Source organism: Pseudomonas baltica (assembly GCF_031880315.1).
Lineage (GTDB): Bacteria > Pseudomonadota > Gammaproteobacteria > Pseudomonadales > Pseudomonadaceae > Aquipseudomonas.
Genome location: NZ_CP134771.1, coordinates 4,474,390 through 4,494,640 on the forward strand (window position 1 = coordinate 4,474,390; position 20,251 = coordinate 4,494,640).

General features: G+C 62.4%; 12 protein-coding genes. 1 reads left to right on the top strand and 11 read right to left on the bottom strand.

Annotated features, from left to right (window positions below; translation table 11 throughout):
* Positions 1-63 precede the first annotated feature (63 nt).
* A complete protein-coding gene (locus tag REH34_RS20070; RefSeq protein ID WP_311968948.1) occupies positions 64-5,133 on the bottom strand; it encodes a dermonecrotic toxin domain-containing protein in 5,070 nt (1,689 codons plus the stop codon).
* A 314-nt stretch (positions 5,134-5,447) separates the two neighbouring features.
* On the opposite strand from REH34_RS20070, the gene REH34_RS20075 reads away from it, so the two are divergent.
* The gene (locus REH34_RS20075; protein WP_226507082.1) at positions 5,448-5,801 is read left to right on the top strand and encodes a BON domain-containing protein; all 354 of its coding nucleotides are present in this window, start codon (positions 5,448-5,450) and stop codon (positions 5,799-5,801) included.
* Positions 5,802-5,996: 195 nt separating this feature from the next.
* Here the strand turns inward: REH34_RS20075 and REH34_RS20080 are convergent, their stop codons facing one another.
* From REH34_RS20080 to REH34_RS20125, 10 genes are all read right to left on the bottom strand, one after another.
* On the bottom strand, positions 5,997-6,302 hold the full coding sequence (locus REH34_RS20080) for a DUF2845 domain-containing protein (protein ID WP_311968950.1): 306 nt from the start codon (positions 6,300-6,302) through the stop codon (positions 5,997-5,999).
* Positions 6,299-9,235, bottom strand: a complete 2,937-nt coding sequence (locus REH34_RS20085) for a DUF748 domain-containing protein (protein WP_311968951.1) — start codon at positions 9,233-9,235, stop codon at positions 6,299-6,301. The genes REH34_RS20080 and REH34_RS20085 overlap by 4 nt, the downstream gene beginning before the upstream one ends.
* A gap of 153 nt (positions 9,236-9,388) precedes the next feature.
* Complete coding sequence (locus tag REH34_RS20090; protein WP_311968952.1) at positions 9,389-10,405, bottom strand: class I SAM-dependent methyltransferase; 1,017 nt, start codon at positions 10,403-10,405, stop codon at positions 9,389-9,391.
* Between the two features lie 206 nt (positions 10,406-10,611).
* Positions 10,612-11,790: an acetyl-CoA C-acetyltransferase gene (locus REH34_RS20095; protein ID WP_311968953.1), complete on the bottom strand. Its 1,179-nt coding sequence runs from the start codon at positions 11,788-11,790 to the stop codon at positions 10,612-10,614.
* A 103-nt stretch (positions 11,791-11,893) separates the two neighbouring features.
* Positions 11,894-13,831 carry an acetate--CoA ligase gene (acs, locus tag REH34_RS20100; protein ID WP_311968954.1) on the bottom strand — a complete coding sequence of 646 codons (1,938 nt, stop codon included), beginning with the start codon at positions 13,829-13,831 and terminating at the stop codon, positions 11,894-11,896.
* Between the two features lie 155 nt (positions 13,832-13,986).
* Positions 13,987-15,651 (bottom strand): glucose-6-phosphate isomerase, encoded by a 1,665-nt coding sequence (gene pgi, locus REH34_RS20105; protein WP_311968955.1) that lies wholly within the window; start codon positions 15,649-15,651, stop codon positions 13,987-13,989.
* Positions 15,652-16,025: 374 nt separating this feature from the next.
* Positions 16,026-16,886, bottom strand: coding sequence for a pantoate--beta-alanine ligase (gene panC / locus REH34_RS20110; protein WP_311968956.1), 861 nt, complete (start codon positions 16,884-16,886; stop codon positions 16,026-16,028).
* On the bottom strand, positions 16,883-17,683 hold the full coding sequence (panB, locus tag REH34_RS20115; RefSeq protein WP_311968957.1) for a 3-methyl-2-oxobutanoate hydroxymethyltransferase: 801 nt from the start codon (positions 17,681-17,683) through the stop codon (positions 16,883-16,885). Before panB ends, panC begins: the two co-directional genes overlap by 4 nt.
* A gap of 326 nt (positions 17,684-18,009) precedes the next feature.
* The gene (gene folK / locus REH34_RS20120; protein WP_311968958.1) at positions 18,010-18,486 is read right to left on the bottom strand and encodes a 2-amino-4-hydroxy-6-hydroxymethyldihydropteridine diphosphokinase; all 477 of its coding nucleotides are present in this window, start codon (positions 18,484-18,486) and stop codon (positions 18,010-18,012) included.
* 4 nt (positions 18,487-18,490) lie between these two features.
* Complete coding sequence (locus REH34_RS20125) at positions 18,491-19,876, bottom strand: polynucleotide adenylyltransferase PcnB (RefSeq protein WP_226507072.1); 1,386 nt, start codon at positions 19,874-19,876, stop codon at positions 18,491-18,493.
* Between the last annotated feature and the right edge of the window lie 375 nt (positions 19,877-20,251).

Consider the following 20,251-nt stretch of genomic DNA (forward strand, 5'->3'; position numbering starts at 1 on the left):
GCGTGATCCGCTGCGCAGTCACACAGGAATGCCCCGTATCTTCGGATACGGGGCATTTTCATTTCAGCCGATAGGGGCGAAACGCGTGCGTCCCAGCTTGGCGATCAGCCAAGACAAGGAGTCAGCGTTGGCCATAATGATATCGGTGCGTATCTGCGGGTTGGTGTAGAAGGCCGCGCGGGCATTCACCAATTTGTCGGTCTTGGTGAGTTTGAGTATCGCGTCGAAGGCACGACCATCGTCGGCGACAATGTCGCGCCACACCATGTTTACCCGGACTTTGAACAGAGTATGGGGTGAGGTGTTCACCGACAGGCCGTTGCGTCGAAAGGCCAGTATTTCGTCACGGACATTGCGCCTGCCGCCGCTATTGCGGCTGAGCTGATCGATAAAGGGGGATGAGGCCTCCACGTAGGCTATGTCCACCGTTCTGAGGATCTGATGGGAGATTTCATGGATCAACGAGACGGCCTGCTGATGCGCGAGCAACTCGGTATCGGAGGCGAGGGCATGCACTGAGACGTCCCATGGCAGGGTAAAGAACCGCTCGGTGAGGAAAATCCGTTTGCCTGGATCTTCGTCATAGACGAAGGCTACGGTGTCTTCATAGCCCGGCATGTTGACGCCAACGACGATGCGCTTCGAGCTGGCGGGCTTCATGGGATCCGAAAGCAAATGCGTCAGTATCCGCTTGGTGTAGTCCCGTAGCTGCTCCACCGCCTGCGGGGACGGAACGTGCCCGAACGCATTGCTCAGGATCTTCAAGGTCCTGGGCGACAGCGCGACCTGCGGACTGGGTGCCTCAAGGTTCTCGAGCGCGGTCTCAAGGTAGTGGCGCGCCTTGTCATAGGCCCGCACCAGCATGGCGTGCTTGAGCGGGTGCAGTGCACTGATGTCTTTCATGCCCGACGCCAAGGTGGTGAAGCGCAGCGCGATGTCGAGGTCTGCGGCGGCCGAGTCAAAACAGCTGGGCATGATCCCGCCGCCGAGCAGGCCTTCCTTGAGGTCGATCTGCCACTGGCCATTTACTTCTTTCAGGTCCGGGCCAGCCTTGCCATCCTTGATGATTCTCCAGTGTTCCCCAGGCTTGCCGACTTCATAGACATTCCCCGCCACCGCCGCGAAATAACGATTCGCGGTGGTGTCGACGTACAGGTTCAGCGCGGCGTTCTTGCTCAAATCTTTGAGCTGGATGTCATCACATCGCAAGTTGGCCAGGCTTCCCGAGAATTGAGGCCGCAGGGACTGAGTCGTCCAGGCGGGGTCGATGTCGACCGCTGCCGGTTCTGGCGCGGGGCTCGACGGCGCACCTTTCTTGCTCAGTGCGTGATGGGGCATGCGATTGCTGGCCAGGCTCCCCAAGGCGGTGACGAACTCCGCCAGGGACTCGCCCCAGTTGTGCTTGAGCGCCGCATCGGCCGAGCCCTTGAGCCACTGCGCGCTTTGCAGGGTGGCGATCACCGCCGCCAGTTTGCCCGGCAGGAACAGCGATCCCTGTTCGATCGCCAGGCCCAGCACGTAGCGGAAAACCTGCCAGTAGGCCTCGGCGGTGGTGACCGTCCGTGCCTTGGCCAACTCGATAAGAAGGAGCGCGTTCTCGTCATACAGGACGTGGAGGGCATTGCCTTCGATGACTCGGCGGACCAGTTGCACCGGCCCCGGCGTGGTATCGAACACGTAGAGGTCGGACGGGTCCCAGAACAGATGAGGGTGCAGGAAGCCTTGGTGATCGTAGCGGCTGCGCACGCCATCGGGCACACGCGCGAGGATGTCTTGCTGCAAGGCGGTGTCGAGCAGCAAGGCTGCGCGCAGGGCTTCCTGATCCTTGAACTCCATCAGCCGGTGTTCTGGCCGATAGGCGCAGTAGAGCAGCACGGGACCTTGCTTCACATCGTCCGGGCCGATGAGGTACATGCCACGCACGGTGTCGGGAGCAAAGCCCTCGGCGGCGCGCAGTTGCAGGTTGGATATGACGATCTTTTGGTCCATCGCATCATCGCGGGCCAAACCATCCGGTTTGGCCAACACGTGGGATAGGTAGTACATCGCCGCCGCGCTGAGCCTTTTCTCCAGAAACTGCTGATAACCCTCTTCCATCAGGTACGCGGTCGCCGTGTGGCTGTAGCGCTCGCGACGTTTCCCGTAGTCGGCACTGTGGGTGGAGAGTTTGTCGGCCAGCAAGGTGCGATAGGAGCGGCCGACATCCAGCGCATCGACCATGTCGCGGACCTTGCGTGCATCCAGCGGCAACGGCGCCTGATTCGGCCCTGAGACGCTCACCTTGAAGTTGCTGGCGGTATCGACGATGCCACTGTGGGTCAGGGCGAATTCGGTGAGACTCTTGCTGGTGGTGACGATGTCGCCCGCGAGGGGGGACGGCGTCTCCCCGGACAGCACCGGGCTGGGCGTGACGTGGGAATAGGTGACGGTGATCAGCGCCGGATCCGCCGCCAGGGTGGGAAAATCCTTGGCCAGCTGGACACTGAGTTGCTGATGGGCGAAGTCGTCCAGTTTGGGAATATCGAATAGATAGTTGAATTTGCTGTTGGAAACGCTGACGGCGTTCTGTAGCAGCAGCGAGTAGGTGCGCAGTTGGTGAGGCGTCGCGTCCTTGAGCCAGGTTGGCAGCAAGCTGCGGAAATACTGGATCTGCAGCGTATCGTGCAGGCGCTTGAGGGGCTTCTGAATGGGCTGGGCGTTCGCTTCGAGGTCGACGAAGCGCTGGAACAGTTTGCCGTCGAGTTCGTTGCGGATCGCGTAACTCAAATAGTGCGTGCGGGTGTTGGCACGATAGCTCACGGCGCTCTTGCTCAAGTGACCGAGCAGGTCGGCACCTACGCTCGTCAGCACCAGCTCCGGCACGGTGACGCCGGGCAGCACCGAGGGCGTATGCCACTTGATCAGGTCCTCGGCATGTATCAGGTCCATCCATTGCACCAGCTTGGGTTCCTCCTCGAACGCACCATTCATTTGATCGAGCAGACTCTGCTCATCATGGAATTGCGTCAACGGTTCCAGCGGCGACCACAGCAGCAGCGTGCCGGCCTCGGGGGCCGCCCGCTGCAGCACGAAGGCGCTGGTCATGGACAGTATGTGGGGCTTGCCAGGCATCTTCAGGCTCAGCCCGAGAATACGGAAGCGGGCATTGGCCAGGGTCGGCTGGGGGCTGTCCAGAGAGTGCTGCAGCAAGTCCAGCAGTTCCGCATCGATCAGCTTGTCCTCGCGGGCCATGGCCAGTTCGATACGCAGTAGCGCTTCGGTCAGAACGTGCATGACCCGCGCAGAGAAGGTCACGCCTTTGCCAAAGCGCACCTGCCCCTCATCGTACGCCTTGTGTTGCTCCAGATAACCGAGCGAGAAGTCGAGCTTCAGGTGGCCGATCTGCTGCCAGAGGGCTTCGGCGCTCGGCCAGGCCAGCGACTGCTGATGACGATCCAGCACCTGGAAGTCGGCCTTGCTGCCATGGGCGATGCTGCCACTGAGCGTGCCCAGGAAAAAGTCGATCAGAGCGACGGCTTCATCGTTGTGCTTGATCCACAGGTCCTGGGGCTGCAGCGCGCCTTGGCACAGGGCGTTGATCGCGGGCGCGAATTGCCGAATGACTGATGCGCGAATATCGGGCTGGGCACCCTTGAGGCCCTTGAGCAGCGATACCAGGGAACTGGCGTGGATCATGCGTTGAAACAGCGTCACGCTGCGGTTGAGGGGCTCGGGCAGGCTCTTGACCGTGGCGCCGGCACGGTCGGTTATCCAGCGGCTGGCATCGCCGATATGGGCTAGCCGGCTATCGATGAGCGCGCGGATATCCAAGGCATCCTCAACGGCGGCAGCGGCCGTGCCGGTCTGTGCGCCGGGGAAGCGCAAGGCATGGGCCAGGCGCCTGGCGATCAGGGCGCTCAAGTTGTCCGCAAGCACCAGGAAGGCGCCTTGGTCGATGTCGGTCAGGGTAATGTCGGTGGGGGCTTCATCTTGCAACAGGTTCCAGTGATCCTGTGCGATCGCGATCCAGCGCGGTGCCTGGGAGACCCGCTCGATGCAGTGACGCTTGAGGGCCTCTCGATCAGCGAAATGCAGCAGGCCGCCGCTGGCACTGTACACAAAGAGGCCTTGGGTGGCTTCGGTGCGATGCTGGAGGACCAGGCTGTCGGCAATCGGTACCACGGCCTTGTCACCTTCCTGCAATGCGGCGAACGCAAGAGTGTGCGCGCTCAGGGTGTCAACGTCCGGGATCAGCAGCTCGCGCAGCCATTCCAGTTGCCCGGCGCTGATCTGTCCACTGGCCGCTGACTGGATGAGCATCCGCGCATAGTTGTCGGCCAACCCGAGGGCGAGGGCATCGCGGCGGTCGCTGCCGACGTCGTTATCGGCGCCTGCCCAGTACTCGCGCAAGGTGCGGGCGAAGGCTCCCGGGACGGCGATGGTGGCTTCAAGCAGCGCCGCTTCGCAGCTGTCGTGGTAGGCCGGGTCGGGTTCGACGGCGTCACCGCGCAGGTAGCGACGGCGCAGCCCTATGCCCAGAGGCTGGCCGCTGAACAGGTCGAGGGCACTGTCACGCAGCGTTTCGGTGCGCAGCACGACATCGTCGCCGGCGACGATCTGCAAGCGGTGCCCGGCGATGTCCGTGGTGCCATCGAGCACGCCCGAGAAAGCCTGGGTCACACAGTCGTCCATGACGCTGCGCAACGTTGGCAGCTTGCTCAGCCCCTCGGCGAAATTGCCGAGCAGGTCGATCTGTTCCTGCAGGAGCTGCTGCGACCACTGTTCGAATACCGGGTACGCCAGCTCAACGAATTGCAGCGGCTGGGTGGCGACGCCCAGATGTGCCAGTTCGCTTTGCAACGAGCTCTCCAGCTGGCGCAGGTTATCGAAGCCTTGCACGCCGCGCAGAGGGCTATAGAGGTAAACCGCCTTGAGCGCCGGGTTGCGCTGATGGAATACCAGGCAACCGGTAGAGGCCGGTTGGGCATTTTTCAGCGCCTCCACGCGCATGTTTTCGGGGATGGCTGTTTCGTCGGCCAGGCGGCTTAGCCAAGCTGTTTCCTCGATGCTGAGAATATCGCTGGAGGCGGCCTCCAGCGCCGTCTTGAAATGGGCGAAGAGGGTACTTGCTTCGAAATAGGGGGTGACGGTCATGATCTTCCCTGCGAGACGGTCCCGGACAATCCGGTTCGGAACCACGACGCTACGCGCGCAGGCCGCAGGGGTAGCGGTAGATAAATCAGAGACTGGCGCGCGCCGGTATTTGGCGAAGATGCAACTTGCACGCGGGCTTAAGGCGCCATCATGCAGTATGCACGACCCAGAGATTTTGCTGATTTTGTAAGCTATTGATTTTAATAGATTATTTTTAAATATGAACTTGGCACAACCCCTGCAATCCTATCTAGTAACTCTGCAGCCTTGACCATAAAAGGCGCAGGTTTTTTCGAAAAACAGGAGTGACTCGTATGAAGAAGTTCGCAATTGCTGCCGCTACTGCTGCTACCCTGACCTTGACTCTGGCCAATGCTGCCATGGTCCAGGCTGCCCAGACTTCCCAGCCGATGGTTGTCGCTGCCGGCGAAATGGAAAAAGCCAAAGAGTCCACTTCCGATACCTGGATCACCACCAAAGTCAAATCCGACCTGGTGACCGAGAAAGGCATCCCTGGTACCGACATCAAGGTAGAAACCAACAAAGGCGTGGTTTCCCTGTCGTCGACTGTAGCGATCACCGAAGCGCAGAAAACCACTGCCGTGGCGATCACCAAGAAAATCAAAGGCGTCAAAGCAGTATCGGCTGACGGCCTGAAAGCCGAGTAAGCTGGCGAATATCGCTAACCCTGCAAAGGGTTCATGCGAAGACCGGAAGGATCTGATCGACAAGCCCCGCAGCGTCAATGCTGCGGGGCTTTTTTGTGCGGGCTTTCCGGCCCCTCAGCGAGCAAGCCTTGCTCCCATAGTCACTTGTAGGAGCAAGGCTTGCTCACGAAGGGGCCCGGAAGGCTTACAGCGACCTCAACCGCGTTCGCCGGTGATGTTGGCCAAGCGGTCGCCCTCGAAGCGCAGGTAGTGGTACATCCCGAACGTAGGGCCATACGTCCACTGCTGTACGGGGATTTCCTCGTGTTGCCTGCCGTCCGCGTTTTTCAGATAGCTCACAGGGCCACGGCCGCTGGGCTCGCCGCACTTGCGCAACACCGTGTTCATGTTGTCGTTCACCGATACCAGCGCACTGTCGCAGCGCATCGAGTCGTCGGCGTGCGCGGTGGCGGCGGTGACGAGCAAGGTAAGGCAGGCGGCCAACGTGTACAAAGTGTTCATTCAGCATCCAGATGCAGGTGAGTGATGACGCTGCCGTCCTTTTCAGCCTGGCCCAGGCTCGCGTCGATGAAGAAGACGCGATCATCGCTCAGCTGTGCTTTTTGCACCATGAAATCCTTGATACTGGCGGCGCGGGCCTGGCCGAGTTCGCGCAGTAGCGGCGTGCTGTCATCCCACGAGTCGATCACTGCGTCGTGCAGCTTGGCCGCCCGCGCCTTGCTGTCCAGCTGCTGCCACTCGGCCGGTGGTTGCTGTTTGGCGCGCGTACGGTAGATGGCTTCGAGCATGGCCGGCTTTTCGTCTTCAGGTACGGTGATCTGGCTCGCATCGGCCGGGACCTTGTCGCCACGGCGCTGCAGCATCTTGTAGTAGGTGCTCTGGTACTCCTTCTGCAGGCGGCGTTCAGCGAGGATCGGGCCATCGCTGCTCTGGGCGGCGCTGCCTTCGACTTCCAGGCGCAAGGCAGGGCGCTCCTTGAGTGCTGCAGCGAGTTTTATCAGCGCGGCCTGGGCCTTTGCGTCCAGGCCACTGGTGCCTGGCGCGAAGGCTACGGTGCCGAGGTCGTCGCCACCGCCGCCGGCGATCAACCCGCCGATGAATTTGAACGGCGCTTGCGCTGCGCGCAGCACCAGATTGCGCAGGGTTTGCCAGACGATCGGCATGACGCTGAACTGCGGATTGTTGAGGTCGCCGGTGACCGGCAGCGAGATCGAAATCTTGCCGTCGGTGTCCTTGAGCAGGGCGATGGCGAGCTTGATCGGCAGGCTCACGGCGTCAGGGCTGTCGACTTTCTCGCCCAGTTGCAGCTGTTCGACCACCACATTGTTTTCGGCTTGCAGCTGGCCCTTGGTGATCTGGTAGTGCAGGTCGAGGTTGAGCCTGCCCTTGCGGATGCGGTAACCGGCGAATTTCCCCGAGTAAGGCGTCATGTTGGTGAGTTCGACGCGCTTGAAGCTGGTGGCGATGTCCAGAGCCGACATGGGATCGAATGGGTTCAAGCTGCCGGCGATGGTCACCGGCGCGTAGCGATCCACCTGGCCTTTGATATCGACTTTGGCAGGCACAGGTTTGCGATTGTCGAGAGTGCCGATCTGGCCATTGAGTTGCTCGATGGCGGTGCCGAAGTTGGGGCGCAGGCTGAAGTCGGCGAAGTTGGCCGAGCCGTCATTGATGGCGATGCCGCCAACGTGAATGCCCAGGGGCTTGCTGGCGTTGGCCGTCATCGCGGTTTTGTTGGCCGGTTTGGCGGCGCTGTCAGCCGGCTGTGGGACCAGCAGGTCATCGACGTTGGTGGTGCGGTCAGGGTTGATCATGAAACGCGCGTAGGGCTTGTCGAAGTTGACCTTGTCGATGCTCAGGCTGTCGCCATGCTCGTAGTCGATACCCTCGACCATCAGGTGTTCCCATTTGACGAAGTCGCGCTGCTTGAGGGTGTCCAGGGTGTGCAGCTGATCGACCTGGGCGCGACCGGTGATGCTCATGGCCAGCGGCGCGGTGCCTTTGAGATTGACAGCCAGGTCGCTGTCGAGCATGCCGCTGCGCAGTTCCAGGCGGATGAACGGGGTGATATAGGCCTGGGCCACGCGCAGATCGATATCGCGGGTCGCTACCTTGAGCCGCGCGCTCACCGGTTGCAGATTGACCTCGCCCTCGGCGCTGATCTTGCCCTGCTTGCCCAGCCCGGTGTCGAGCTTGAGGGTGAAGGGCGAGCCGTTGAGGCTGTCGAAGTTATGCACATCGATATTGAGCGGGGTGATGTCCAGCGCCACGGGCTCCTTTTGCGCCTTGTCGGCAACGTGGACCTTGTAGTCACGCAGCTGCACATCCTTGAGCACTATCTGCCACGGTTTGCTGGGTCTTGGGGCCGCGGCGGGCTTGCTGTCGGCGGCGGCGGGCGACTTGGCCTCCACCGGCGTGGGCTTGGCCGGTTGGCTGGCCAGCAGCTTTTGCCAGTCCAGTTGACCGTCGGCTTCGCGCGCAACCCAGGTTTCCAGGCCGTTGCTACGGATCTTGCCAACCTGCACCTGTTGCTTGGCGAGATCGACGCGGGTGTCGCTGACGTCCAGGCGGGCCAGATTGACCAAGGGGCGGCCATCGGGCGCCTTGATGGCGAAGGGCGCGACGCTGAGCGAGGCGTTGCTGAGCAGCAGTTCGGTCTGCTCGGCCAGGTTGAGCTGGTAATCGGTGCTGAGGTTGAGCACGCCCTCCTGCAAGTCGATCGGCACCGCGTCGCGCACGTAGGGCCAGAACACTTTCATGCGCGCATCGCTGACCTTGAGTTTGCCAGTGGAGGCGATTGGCGACAGGCTCAGGTTGCCGGTCCAGTCGATGCGCCCGCCATCCGGGCTGACCGCAGCGAGGGTCATGTCGGCGTTGTCTTCCGGCAGGGTGCTGAGGTTGTTGAGCTCCAGGTTCATCGAGTTGTAGACGAATTCGATTGGCTCGCTGGGGCGTGGGTCGTTGAAGTGCAGGTAGCCTTCGGCAAGCTTGATGCTGTCGATGCGCAGCGGGAACGGCTTGGACGGTGGCGCACCGGCGGGCGCGGGGGCCGAGGGCGGCAAGGTGAACAGCTGGGCAAGGTTGAGCCGACCTTGCTTGTCGAACAGCAGCTCGGTGTGCGGCTTGTCGAGTTCTATGGCGGACAGGTGCAAGGCACCGCTCCACAGGCTGTCGATTTGCAGGTTGGTGTAGAGGCGCTCGAAGCTCACCTGTTCGGCACCCGGTGCACCCAGGTGCAGGCCCCACAACGTCAGCTCCAGGCTGAAGGGGTTGAACTCCAGGCGTTCAAGGTGCGCCGGCACGCTGGCGTACTTGGCCAACTGCTGATTGGCGATGCGCAAGCCGACGCCCGGAAGGACCAGAAAGCCCAGCAGACTGTAAAGGGCCAGGGCGATCAGGGTGGCGCCGAGGGCGCGTTGCAATCCTTTGGGCATGTGCGGCTTCGTCTGTTCGATCGAGGTGCCTTGGAGTATGGCACGGGGATACAGTTCCGATGAACCTCGGTATTTATGTGGGACTGGGCGCTGCCCACGAAGGCAGCTGCGTAGCCAAGACCCCTTCGTGGGCTGCACCCACTCCCACATGAATCAGAAGTGCAGCACCATGATTTTCAAGGGCGGCTGGCCATCGGCAGAGGGGAAGTCAGCACCGGGACCCAGACGCGACCACTGGCGCACCGGGCGGCCGGCTTTTTCGGCGCAGCGCAAGACCTGATCGCGCCAATCGTCGAAGGCGACCTTCGCCAGATTGTTGCAGCAGATCAGCACGCCATCGTCAGCGGTGGCGAGGATCGCCGGCTTGAGCAGGCTTTGATAATCGCGCAGCAAGTCGACAGTGCCAAAAGCGCTTTTGGCCCAGGCGGGCGGATCGAGCAGCACCAGATCGAACTGGCGTTGCGCCAGGCGCGGGTAGCTCGGCAGTTTTTGCCCGCGGCGCTGGCTGATGGGCAAGCCGGCGAGTTGGCGGATTGCCGGGAAGTAGTCCGATTGCACGAACGACATCTCTGGCAGTCGAGGGTTGAGCAAGCCATTCTCGCGACCGACCGCCAGATTGCCCTCGGCGAAATCCAGGTTGCAGACTTCACTCGCACCACCGGCCGCAGCGCTCAGGCCGACGCCGCACGTGTAGGCGAACAGGTTGAGCACGGACTTGCCCTTGGCGTGGTCCTTGACCCAGCCGCGAGCTTCGCGCAGGTCGAGAAACAGCAGCGGGTCCTGCCCGGCATGGCGTCCGCGCACGCGGTAGTCGAGGCCCCACTCGTGGCCGATCATGTCTTCCAGTGCGGCGGGTTCGGCGCTGTAGACCTTGTCGTGGCGGTCGATGCGCGAGTTGCCACCAGAGCGGTCGTTGTATACCAGGTGCAATGGCAGGCCCAGGCGCTGCTGGACCTCGGCGTGCAGGCCGAGCAGGGTGTCCCGGTCCACCGGCTGATGGAAGCTCTGTACCAGCAACTGCGGGCCATAGCGGTCCAGCGTGAGGCCGCCGGCGCCTTCCTGGCTGCCGTGGAACAGGCGATAGCAATCAGTGCCCTGGGTGTGCAAAGTGGCTAGCAGATCGGTGCGGGAGTCGAGGGCGGCGCGCAGCGCCTGGGTCAAAACGGACATGCGGAGCGCCTTGGTGAACAGGGGCGCAGTTTACCAGTGTTGGTCTGCAATGCAGCAAGCCGGTGAGGTAATGGGCCGGCTGTACCGGCCTCTTCGCGAGCAAGCTCTGCTCCCACAGTGTCGACGGGTCCTGAGCCTTGCACTTGTGGGAGCACGGCTTGCCCGCGAAGAGGCCGGCCCTGCTGGTCCATCGACTGCCAATGAGCCTACCGCTCGATCGCCAGCGCTACCCCTTGGCCACCGCCAATGCACAGCGTCGCCAAGCCCTTATGCACATCGCGCTTGATCATCTCGTGCAGCAGGGTCACCAGCACTCGGCATCCTGATGCGCCTATGGGATGGCCAAGCGCAATGGCGCCGCCGTTGACGTTGACCTTGCTGGCATCCCATTCCAGCTCCTTGCCCACCGCCAGGGCCTGCGCAGCAAAGGCCTCGTTGGCCTCGATCAGATCCAGTTCGGACAGTGTCCAGCCGGCCTTGTCCAGGCAACGGCGCGTAGCGCTCACCGGGCCGATGCCCATGATCGCCGGATCGACCCCGGCATTGGCGTAGGCCTTGATCCGCGCCAGCACGGGCAGGCCCAACTGCTCGGCTTTGGTCGCGCTCATGAGGATCACCGCAGCGGCGCCATCATTCAGCGATGACGCATTGCCCGCTGTCACGCTGCCATCCTTCTTGAAGGCCGGCTTGAGCTTGGCCAGCGCCTCGGCCGTGGTGCCGGCGCGCGGCTGCTCGTCGACGGCGAAGGACAACGGCTCGCCCTTGCGCTGCGGAATCTGGATGGGGGTGATTTCATCGACAAAGCGCCCGCTCTCGATAGCAGCGCTGGCCTTTTGCTGCGAGGCGGCGGCGAAGGCGTCCTGCTGCTCGCGGCTGATGGCGTATTTGTCCACCAGATTCTCGGCAGTGATGCCCATGTGGTAGTCGTTGAAGGCATCCCACAGGCCGTCGCTGATCATCGTGTCGATCAAACTGCTGTGGCCCATGCGCAAACCGGTGCGCGCCCCCGGTATCACGTAATTGGCCAAGGACATGTTTTCCTGCCCGCCGGCGATGATCACCTCGGCGTCGCCGCAGCGAATTGCCTGGGTCGCCAGATGCAGGGCCTTGAGGCCCGAGCCGCAGACCTTGTTCAGGGTCATGGCCGGTACCGCGTGGGGCAGCCCGGCCTTGATGGCTGCCTGACGGGCGGGGTTCTGTCCGGCGCCGGCAGTGAGCACCTGGCCAAGGATCACTTCATCGACCAGGGCCGGGTCGAGGCCGGTCTGGGCCAGCAGTTGACGGATCACGGCGGCGCCCAGATCAACGGCCGGGATGTGTGCCAAGGCACCCTGAAAACTGCCGACGGCAGTGCGGGTGGCGGCAACGATGACAACGTCCTGCATGGTTCAGACCTCGATTTATTGGATTTGTCGGGGTGCCGAGGGTATCGACACCCGCCTGGGATCGATCCGCATGGTGACATGGATGGGCTGCGCGCTGCCATCCTCAGCGGTTGAGCCGGTTGGCGATCAGGCCGTCCAGCACGCTGGCGTCGGTCAACGTCGAGGTGTCTCCCAGCTCGTCCAACTGATTGCTGGCGATGCGTCGCAACAGCCGGCGCATGATTTTGCCCGAGCGGGTCTTGGGTAAGGCCTCGGTGGCTTGCAGCAGCTCTGGCCGGGCGAAGCGGCCGATCTCGTGGCTCACCAGCGCCAGCAACTCTTCGCGCAACGCCCCATCGAAGCACACGCCGGTCATTGGCGTGACGAAGGCGTAGATGCCTTGGCCCTTGAGTGGGTGCGGATAGCCGACTACCGCCGCCTCGGCGATGCTCTCATGCAATACCAGTGCACTCTCGATTTCGGCGGTGCCGATGCGGTGCCCGGAGACATTGATCACATCATCGACACGGCCGGTGATCCACAGGTCGCCATCGGCATCACGGCGAGCACCGTCCCCCGTCAGGTAGTAACCCGGGAACGGCGCGAAATAGCTGTCGATCATGCGCTGATGATCGCCCCACACGCTGCGGATCTGCGCCGGCCAGCTGCCCTTCAGCGCCAGCAGCCCGGTGCCGGCGCCTTCGATGGGCTCGCCCTGTTCGCTGAGCAACACCGGTTGCACGCCAAACAGAGGCTGCATGGCGCTGCCGGGCTTCCTGCCGGGTGTGCCGACCAGCGGCGAAAGCATGATGGCGCCAGTCTCGGTCTGCCACCAGGTATCGACGATGGGACAGCGCTGGCGCCCCACCTCATGGAAGAACCAGTTCCAGGCTTCCGGATTGATCGGCTCGCCGACGCTGCCGAGCACTCGCAGGCTGTCTCTGGCGCTATTGCGCAAATGCTCGTCGCCTTCCTTCATCAAGGCGCGCAAAGAGGTGGGGGCAGTGTAGAACGTGGTCACCTGGTGCTTGTCGATGATGCGCCAACTGCGCGAGGCATCCGGATGATGCGCGACGCCCTCGAACATCAGGGTGGTCGAACCGGCAGCCAGGGGGCCATAGACGATGTAGCTCTGCCCGGTGATCCAGCCGATATCGGCCGTGCACCAGTGGATATCGCCTTCGCGGTAGTCGAATACATCGCGGTAGGTGAGCAGGGTCTGCAGCAGGTAGCCCGCGGTGCTGTGCAGCACCCCCTTGGGCTTGCCCGTGCTGCCGGAGGTGTAGAGGATGAACAGCGGGTCTTCGGCGGCCATTGGTTCGGCCGGGCAGTCGGCGCTGGCGCCATGGACGGCCTCGTGATACCACAGGTCGCGGCCCTCGACCCACTGCACCTCGCCTTCGGTGCGCTGTACCACGATCACCGTGCTGACCTGCGGGCAACTGAGCAACGCCTGGTCGACATTGTCCTTGAGGCCCACGTAGACGCCCGCCCTGACGCTCTCATCGGCCGTGATCACAGTATTGGCGCCGGCATCCTCGAGCCTGTCGGCCAGGGCGTCGGCAGAAAACCCCGAGAACACCACCGAGTGGACCGCGCCGATACGGGCGCAGGCGAGCATGGCATAGGCGGCTTCGGGGATCATCGGCATGTAGATGCACACGCGATCGCCTTTGCGCACACCGCGGCTCTTGAGCACGTTGGCCAGGCGGCAGACATGACGATGGAGCTTGTGGTAGGTGACTTCTGCGGATTCGGTCGGGTGGTCGCCCTCCCAGATGATCGCCACCTGTTCGCCCTTGGTGTCGAGGTGGCGGTCGATGCAGTTGTAACTGACATTGAGTTCGCCCCCTTCGAACCAGGCCGCCTGGCCATGGGTGAAGTCGCAGCGCTGGACCTGCTGCCAAGGCTTGAACCAGTGCAGTAACGCGCGCGCCTGATCGCCCCAGAAGGTATCCGGATCGTCGATCGACTGGCGATAGAGTCGTTGGTAATCGGCGTGGCTCAAGCGGGCCGCCTGGCTGACAGCCTCCGCGATGGGGAATGCGCTGAGCTTGGACATGGCAGATCCTCATCCTTTTGATCGGATGAGTATAGAGGCGGCTTCAGGTTCTGCCGTGTAGCGAGGGGGGCTGGCCCCCGATACGGTCGGTCAGACACATTTGCGTGACTGACACCGCGTATCGGAGGCAAGATTCTCGCTATAGGGTGTTGCGCTTAACCGCGGTGACGACCACGGAAGTAGTTGATCAAGCCTTGGGTCGAAGCATCCTCGGCTGGCTCTTCGATACCGCCGGTCAGGCGTTGGTACACGCCCTTGCCCAGCTCCTTGCCCAGCTCCACACCCCACTGGTCGAAGGCGTTGGTGCCCCAGATCACGCTCTGCACGAACACCTTGTGCTCATACATGGCCACCAGCGCACCCAAGCGCCGAGGGCTGACTCGCTCGAGCACCAGCGTATTGCTCGGACGGTTGCCCGGGATCACCTTGTGCGGTGCCAGCTTCTGGATATCGGCCTCGGCCATGCCTTTGTCACGCAACTCGGCTTCGGCTTCGCTGCGGGTCTTGCCGAGCATCAGCGCCTGGCTTTGCGACAGGCAGTTGGCGAACAGCCACTGGTGATGGTCGGCGACCGGATTGAAGCTGACTACCGGCACGATGAAGTCTGCCGGGATCATCTGCGTGCCTTGGTGCAGCAACTGGTGATAAGCATGCTGACCGTTGCAACCCACACCGCCCCAGATTACCGGGCCGGTTTCGACGCTGACCGGGCTGCCGTCCTGGCGCACGCTCTTGCCGTTGGACTCCATGTCCAGCTGCTGCAAGTGCTTGGTGATGTTGCGCAGGTAGTGATCGTACGGCAGGATCGCGTGGCTCTGGGCTTCCCAGAAATTGTTGTACCACACGCCCAGCAGCGCCAGCAGGACCGGGATGTTCTGTTCGAACGGCGCGGTCTGGAAGTGCTGGTCCATGGTGTAGGCACCGGACAGCAGCTCCTTGAAGTTGGCCATGCCGATGGACAGCGCGATCGGCAAACCGATGGCCGACCACAGCGAATAACGTCCGCCGACCCAGTCCCACATCGGGAAGATGTTTTCTTCACGAATACCGAACGCCACGGCCGCGGCGTTGTTGCTCGAGACCGCGATGAAGTGCCGATGCAGCTCGGCTTCGGAGCCGCCCTGGGCCAGGTACCAGGCACGCGAAGCCTGGGCATTCTTGAGGGTTTCGAGGGTATTGAAGGATTTCGACGAGACGATGAACAGCGTGGTCTCGGCGCGCAGCTTGGCTGACAGCTCGTGGAATTCGCTGCCGTCGATGTTCGCCAGGTAGTGGCAACGCACGCCTTTCTGGCTGTAGGGCAACAGCGCCTCGGACACCAGCTCAGGGCCCAGGAACGAGCCGCCGATACCGATATTGACCACATCGGTGATCGGTTTTTCGGTGTAGCCGCGCCACAGGCCGTCGTGGATGCGGGTGACCAGTTCGGTGATCTGGTTCAGCACCTTGTGCACGTCCGGCATGATGTTGGTGCCGTTGACGCTGAGCTTGTCGCCGACCGGGCGACGCAACGCGGTGTGCAGCGCCGGGCGGCCTTCGGAGGCGTTGAGGATCTCGCCGGCGAACATCGCCTTGATCGCCGTATTGAGGTCGACCTCGGCGGCGAGCTTGACCAGCAGGTCGCGGGTCTCGCTGGTGATCAGGTTTTTCGAGTAGTCGAGGAACAGCCCACAACCGCTCAGGGAGAATTGATTGAAGCGCTGTGGATCGGCCTGGAATGCCTCGCGCATGCTGAAATCCTGCATGGCGGTACGGTGCTGGCTGAGCGCCTTCCATGCGGGCAACTGGGTAACGTCGTGAGGAGTGCGGTAGTACGCCATCGCTGCGGGTTTCCTTTTACTGGTACTGCCTCGTGGACACTGACTGATCCGGCCAGGTTGCGTAGCGGTTCAAGCCACACTGCAGGTCTTGCCGCACTGCTGGCGACGACGCCTGGACACAGATCAAGCTGAACTGTGATTACAGTAAACATCCTTTGCGCGTCTGTCTGCGCCTGGATTGCCTTTTGACTGATACTTTTCACAATCGTTGGCAGATGAAGCTGATTTTCATGAACGCGGCAGAGTCGGCTGCGCTGCAGATGGCCTCTTCGCGAGCAAGCTCTGCTCCCACAGTGGAAACAGTTCCAGAGTCGAACACCTGTGGGAGCAGAGCTTGCTCGCGAAGAGGCCGGCATGGCTAGAGCAAATCTTGCTCAAACCGCTGCATGCAGATCCAGATGCAGATTGTCGATCAACCGCGTGGTGCCCAGATAGGCCGCCACCAGAATGACCAGATCGTGATCCAGCGCGGTGGCCGGGCGCAGGTGCACGGAGTGGCGGATTTCCAGATAGTCGAGGGTGAACCCCGAGGCGCTGATGATCTTGCGTTGGCGCTCCAGCAGCCCGGCATAGTCGCGGTCGCCTTGGGCAATGGCCTCGGCCATTTCGCTGAGGCTGCGGTACAGCACTGGCGCCTTGGCCCGTTGCGCGGCATCCAGATAACCGTTGCGCGAAGACAGCGCCAGGCCGTCTTCGGCGCGCACGGTCGGCTGGCCGACGATCTCGATAGGCATGTTGAGGTCGCGGACCATGGCGCGGATCACCGCCAGTTGCTGGTAATCCTTCTGGCCGAAGATGGCGACGTCCGGCTGCACCATGTTGAGCAACTTGCTGACCACCGTGGCCACGCCCTCGAAGTGCCCCGGGCGGCTGGCACCGCACAGGCCCTGGGACAGTTCCGGCACGCTGACGCGGGTCTGCACGGCAGTGCCTTCGGGGTACATTTGCGCCACGCTGGGGGCGAACAGCAGGTCGCAACCGGCCTCGACCAGGCGCTGCTGATCGGCGTCCAGGGTACGCGGGTAGGTATCGAGATCTTCGCTGGGGCCGAATTGCAACGGATTGACGAAAATGCTCGCCACCACGAAGTCGCTCAGCGCGCGGGCGTGAGTCACCAGCGCGGCGTGACCGCTGTGCAGATTACCCATGGTCGGGGCGAAGCCGATGCGTTTGCCGGCGCGGCGTGCCAAGGCAATCGCGGCGCGCAGTTCAGCGATGGTGGTGACTGTGTTCATGCGTTGAATCCGTGTTCGGGGGCAGGAAAGCTGTGGTCTTTGACGGCGCTGACATAAGCGCGCAGGGCGCTGTGGATGTCAGGTTGGCCAGCCATGAAATTCTTCACGAAACGCGGTACATGGCCACTGAGCGAGAGCCCGAGCATGTCGTGCAGCACCAGAACCTGGCCGTCAGCAGCATTGCCGGCACCGATGCCGATCACGGGCACCTTGGCCCTTTTGGTGATTTGTTCTGCCAGTTCACTGGGTACGCACTCGAGCAGAATCATCGCCGCGCCGGCTTGTTCGAGGCTGATCGCATCCGCTCGCAACTGCTGGGCCTGCGCCTCAAGGCGGCCTTGCACCTTATAGCCGCCGAGGACGTTGACCGTCTGCGGCGTCAGCCCGAGGTGCACGCACACCGGCACGCCACGTTCAGCCAGCAGGCGCACGGTATCGGCCAGCCAGGCAGCGCCTTCGATCTTGACCATATGAGCCCCGGCCTGCATGAGTTGCGCGCTGTTGGCGAACGACTGCTCGAGGGTCGCGCAAGCCATGAAGGGCAGGTCGGCGAGGATCAGTGCCTCGCGGTTGCCACGTTTGACGCTGGCCACGTGATACGTCATGTCGGCATTGGTCACTGGCAAGGTGCTGTCGTGGCCTTGCAGGACCATGCCCAGGGAATCGCCGACCAACAGGATCTCGACGCCGGATTCGCTGGCGGCACGGGCGAATGTGGCGTCATAGCAGGTCAACATTGTTATTTTCTCACCCTTGAGCTTCAGGCTCTGCAGGGTGGACAGGGAGATCTGGGGCATGCAAGGGCTTCCTCGGTCGGGCGCGGGCGCTCGACGCTGTGATTCATCGATCGGAGCAGCACATCATCTGGCGTGGTGTTTTCAAAGAGCTGCCCCGGGGTGTTTCACCGCTCGGTCAGAGAGATGACCGCGGGACGCCTATAGTCGTGAGGAGGGGGGGCGAAGTCAAATATTCGCGGCTGATTGGTACGGGTGCCGGCATGCTTGATTTATCCGGCATCTGCGGTGGCTCCGGGGGCCTCTTGGCCGCCGAACGCGCAAGCCCGACCCCACAGGTTGAACGCAACCCATCGGTGGGAGCGGGCTCTCTGCTCGCGAAGGCGTGATCAAAGCCGTTGCAGGCCTTCAAACGGACACTCATCCAGCAGCCCCTGCAACGTTCGGCCATCGGCGAGTACAAAGTCGGCTGGAACCAGCTCGGCGAGGGGATAAAGGACGAACGCCCGTGCCTGCATATGATAATGCGGCACCTTGAGGCGGGGTTCATCAATGACCCGCTCGCCGAACAGCAGGATGTCCAGGTCCAGCGTACGCGGGCCCCAGCGCTCCAGGCGTTCACGGCCCTGGTCATTTTCGATGGCCTGCAGTGCGTCGAGCAGCGCCAGTGGGGCGAGGTCGGTGGCCAGAGCCGCCACGGCATTGGTGTAGCGCGGCTGGCCGGGCAGCAATGATTCGCTGCTGTACAGCGCCGACGCTCCTATCCAGTGGCTGTCGGGCAGGGCGGCCAGCGCCGCCAGCGCCTGGCGCAATTGTTGCTCGGGTGCCGCCAGGTTGCTGCCCAGGCCGATGTACACGGTTTCCATGGGCTTACTCGCCGTCGGCGCCTTTGCGTTTGCTGCTACTGCGGCGGCGCTTGCGGGGCGCAGCGCCAGCGGTTTCGTCCTTGCCTCCCAGATCGCGGATCATGTCGCGACGGCCACTGTCGTTGGCGTCCTGGTAATCGGTCCACCACTCGCCCAGGCCTTCGGTCTGCTCACCGGCGGATTCGCGCAGCAGCAAGAAGTCATAGCCGGCTCGGAAGCGCGGATTGTCGAGCAGCAGGTCGGCACGTTTGCCGCTGCGCCGTGGCAGGCGCTCCTGCATGTCCCAGATCTCGCGGATCGGCAGGGTAAAGCGTTTCGGGATGGCAATACGTTGGCATTGCTCGGCGATCAGCTCGTGAGCGCCTTCCTGCATCGCCGGGATCGGCGGCATGCCCTTGGCCTGCAGACGCAGCACGCGGTGGGGCAGCGCCGGCCACAGCAAAGCAGCGAACAGGAACGCCGGGGTCACCGGTTTGCCCTGCTTGACCCGCAGGTCGGTGTTGATCAAGGCATTGCTGATCAGCGTGTGAGTATAAGTGGGCTCATGCTCCAGGGCATCGCTGCTGGCCGGGAACAGTTGATCGAACAATTGCAGGTCGACCAGCATCTCGAAGGTATCCGACGCATTGCCCGAGAGGAACAGCTTGAGCACCTCTTCGAACAGCCGCGCCGAAGGGATCTCGCGCAGCATCGGCGCCATGGGTTTGATCGGAGCGGCGGTGTGCTTTTCGATCCCGAAATCGAGCTTGGCGGCAAAGCGCACCGCACGCAGCATGCGCACCGGGTCTTCCTGGTAGCGCTGCTGCGGATCGCCAATCAGGCGGATCAGGCGATTGCGGATGTCGTGCACGCCGTTGGCGTAGTCGAGAATCCGCTCGCTGACCGGGTCGTAATACAGCGCGTTGATGGTCAGGTCGCGACGCTGGGCGTCTTCTTCCAGGGTGCCATAAACGTTGTCGCGCAGGATGCGACCGCTTTCGTTGCGCGAAGAAGTGTTGGTGTTCTCTTCTTCTTCACCCTCTTCAGGATGATTGGCGCGGAAGGTTGCGACTTCGATGATCTCGCGGCCGAAATGCACGTGGACCAGCTTGAAGCGGCGGCCGATCACTCGCGCGTTGCGAAACTCGGCACGGACCTGCTCCGGCGTGGCGCTGGTGGCGACGTCGAAATCCTTGGGGGTGATATTGAGCAGCAGGTCGCGCACGCAGCCGCCTACCAGATAGGCCTGGTATCCGGCGTTTTGCAGACGTTCGACGATGCCCACGGCATGCCTGCTGAACTGGCCACGCTGCAGCGAATGCTGGCCGCTATTGAGCACTTCAGGCGTGGTACGCAAATGTTGCACAACCCTCGCAGGAGGGCGGAAAGACTGGAACAGCTTCTTCAGCATGGGATGCACTGTTTGAAGGAATGGTCAGCCAGAAACAGGAATGGCTGCATGATGGCGGGGGATTCTAGCATTTAGTCGGCGAATGGTGTAGGACGCTGAAACAAGTGGGCGGAACAGGGGGGCGTGAGCGGGGGAGGGGGCGTGCCTGAAAGCCACACAGCACAAGGGGAGCCGAAGCTCCCCAAGTAATAGTTGCATGCTCGTTTTTATTGTTATGACGGGCTTCTTGTTTTTGTTGAATGCCCTACCCTCAAGGCATCATCGCCTGAGGGCCATCTCCCTAACCGGGAGCCAAGAGCAAACGGATTGCTTTGGTCGCTGCGTTGCAATGATCTGATGATCCAACCAGTTCGGGCCCCTGCTTGAGTGCAGTTT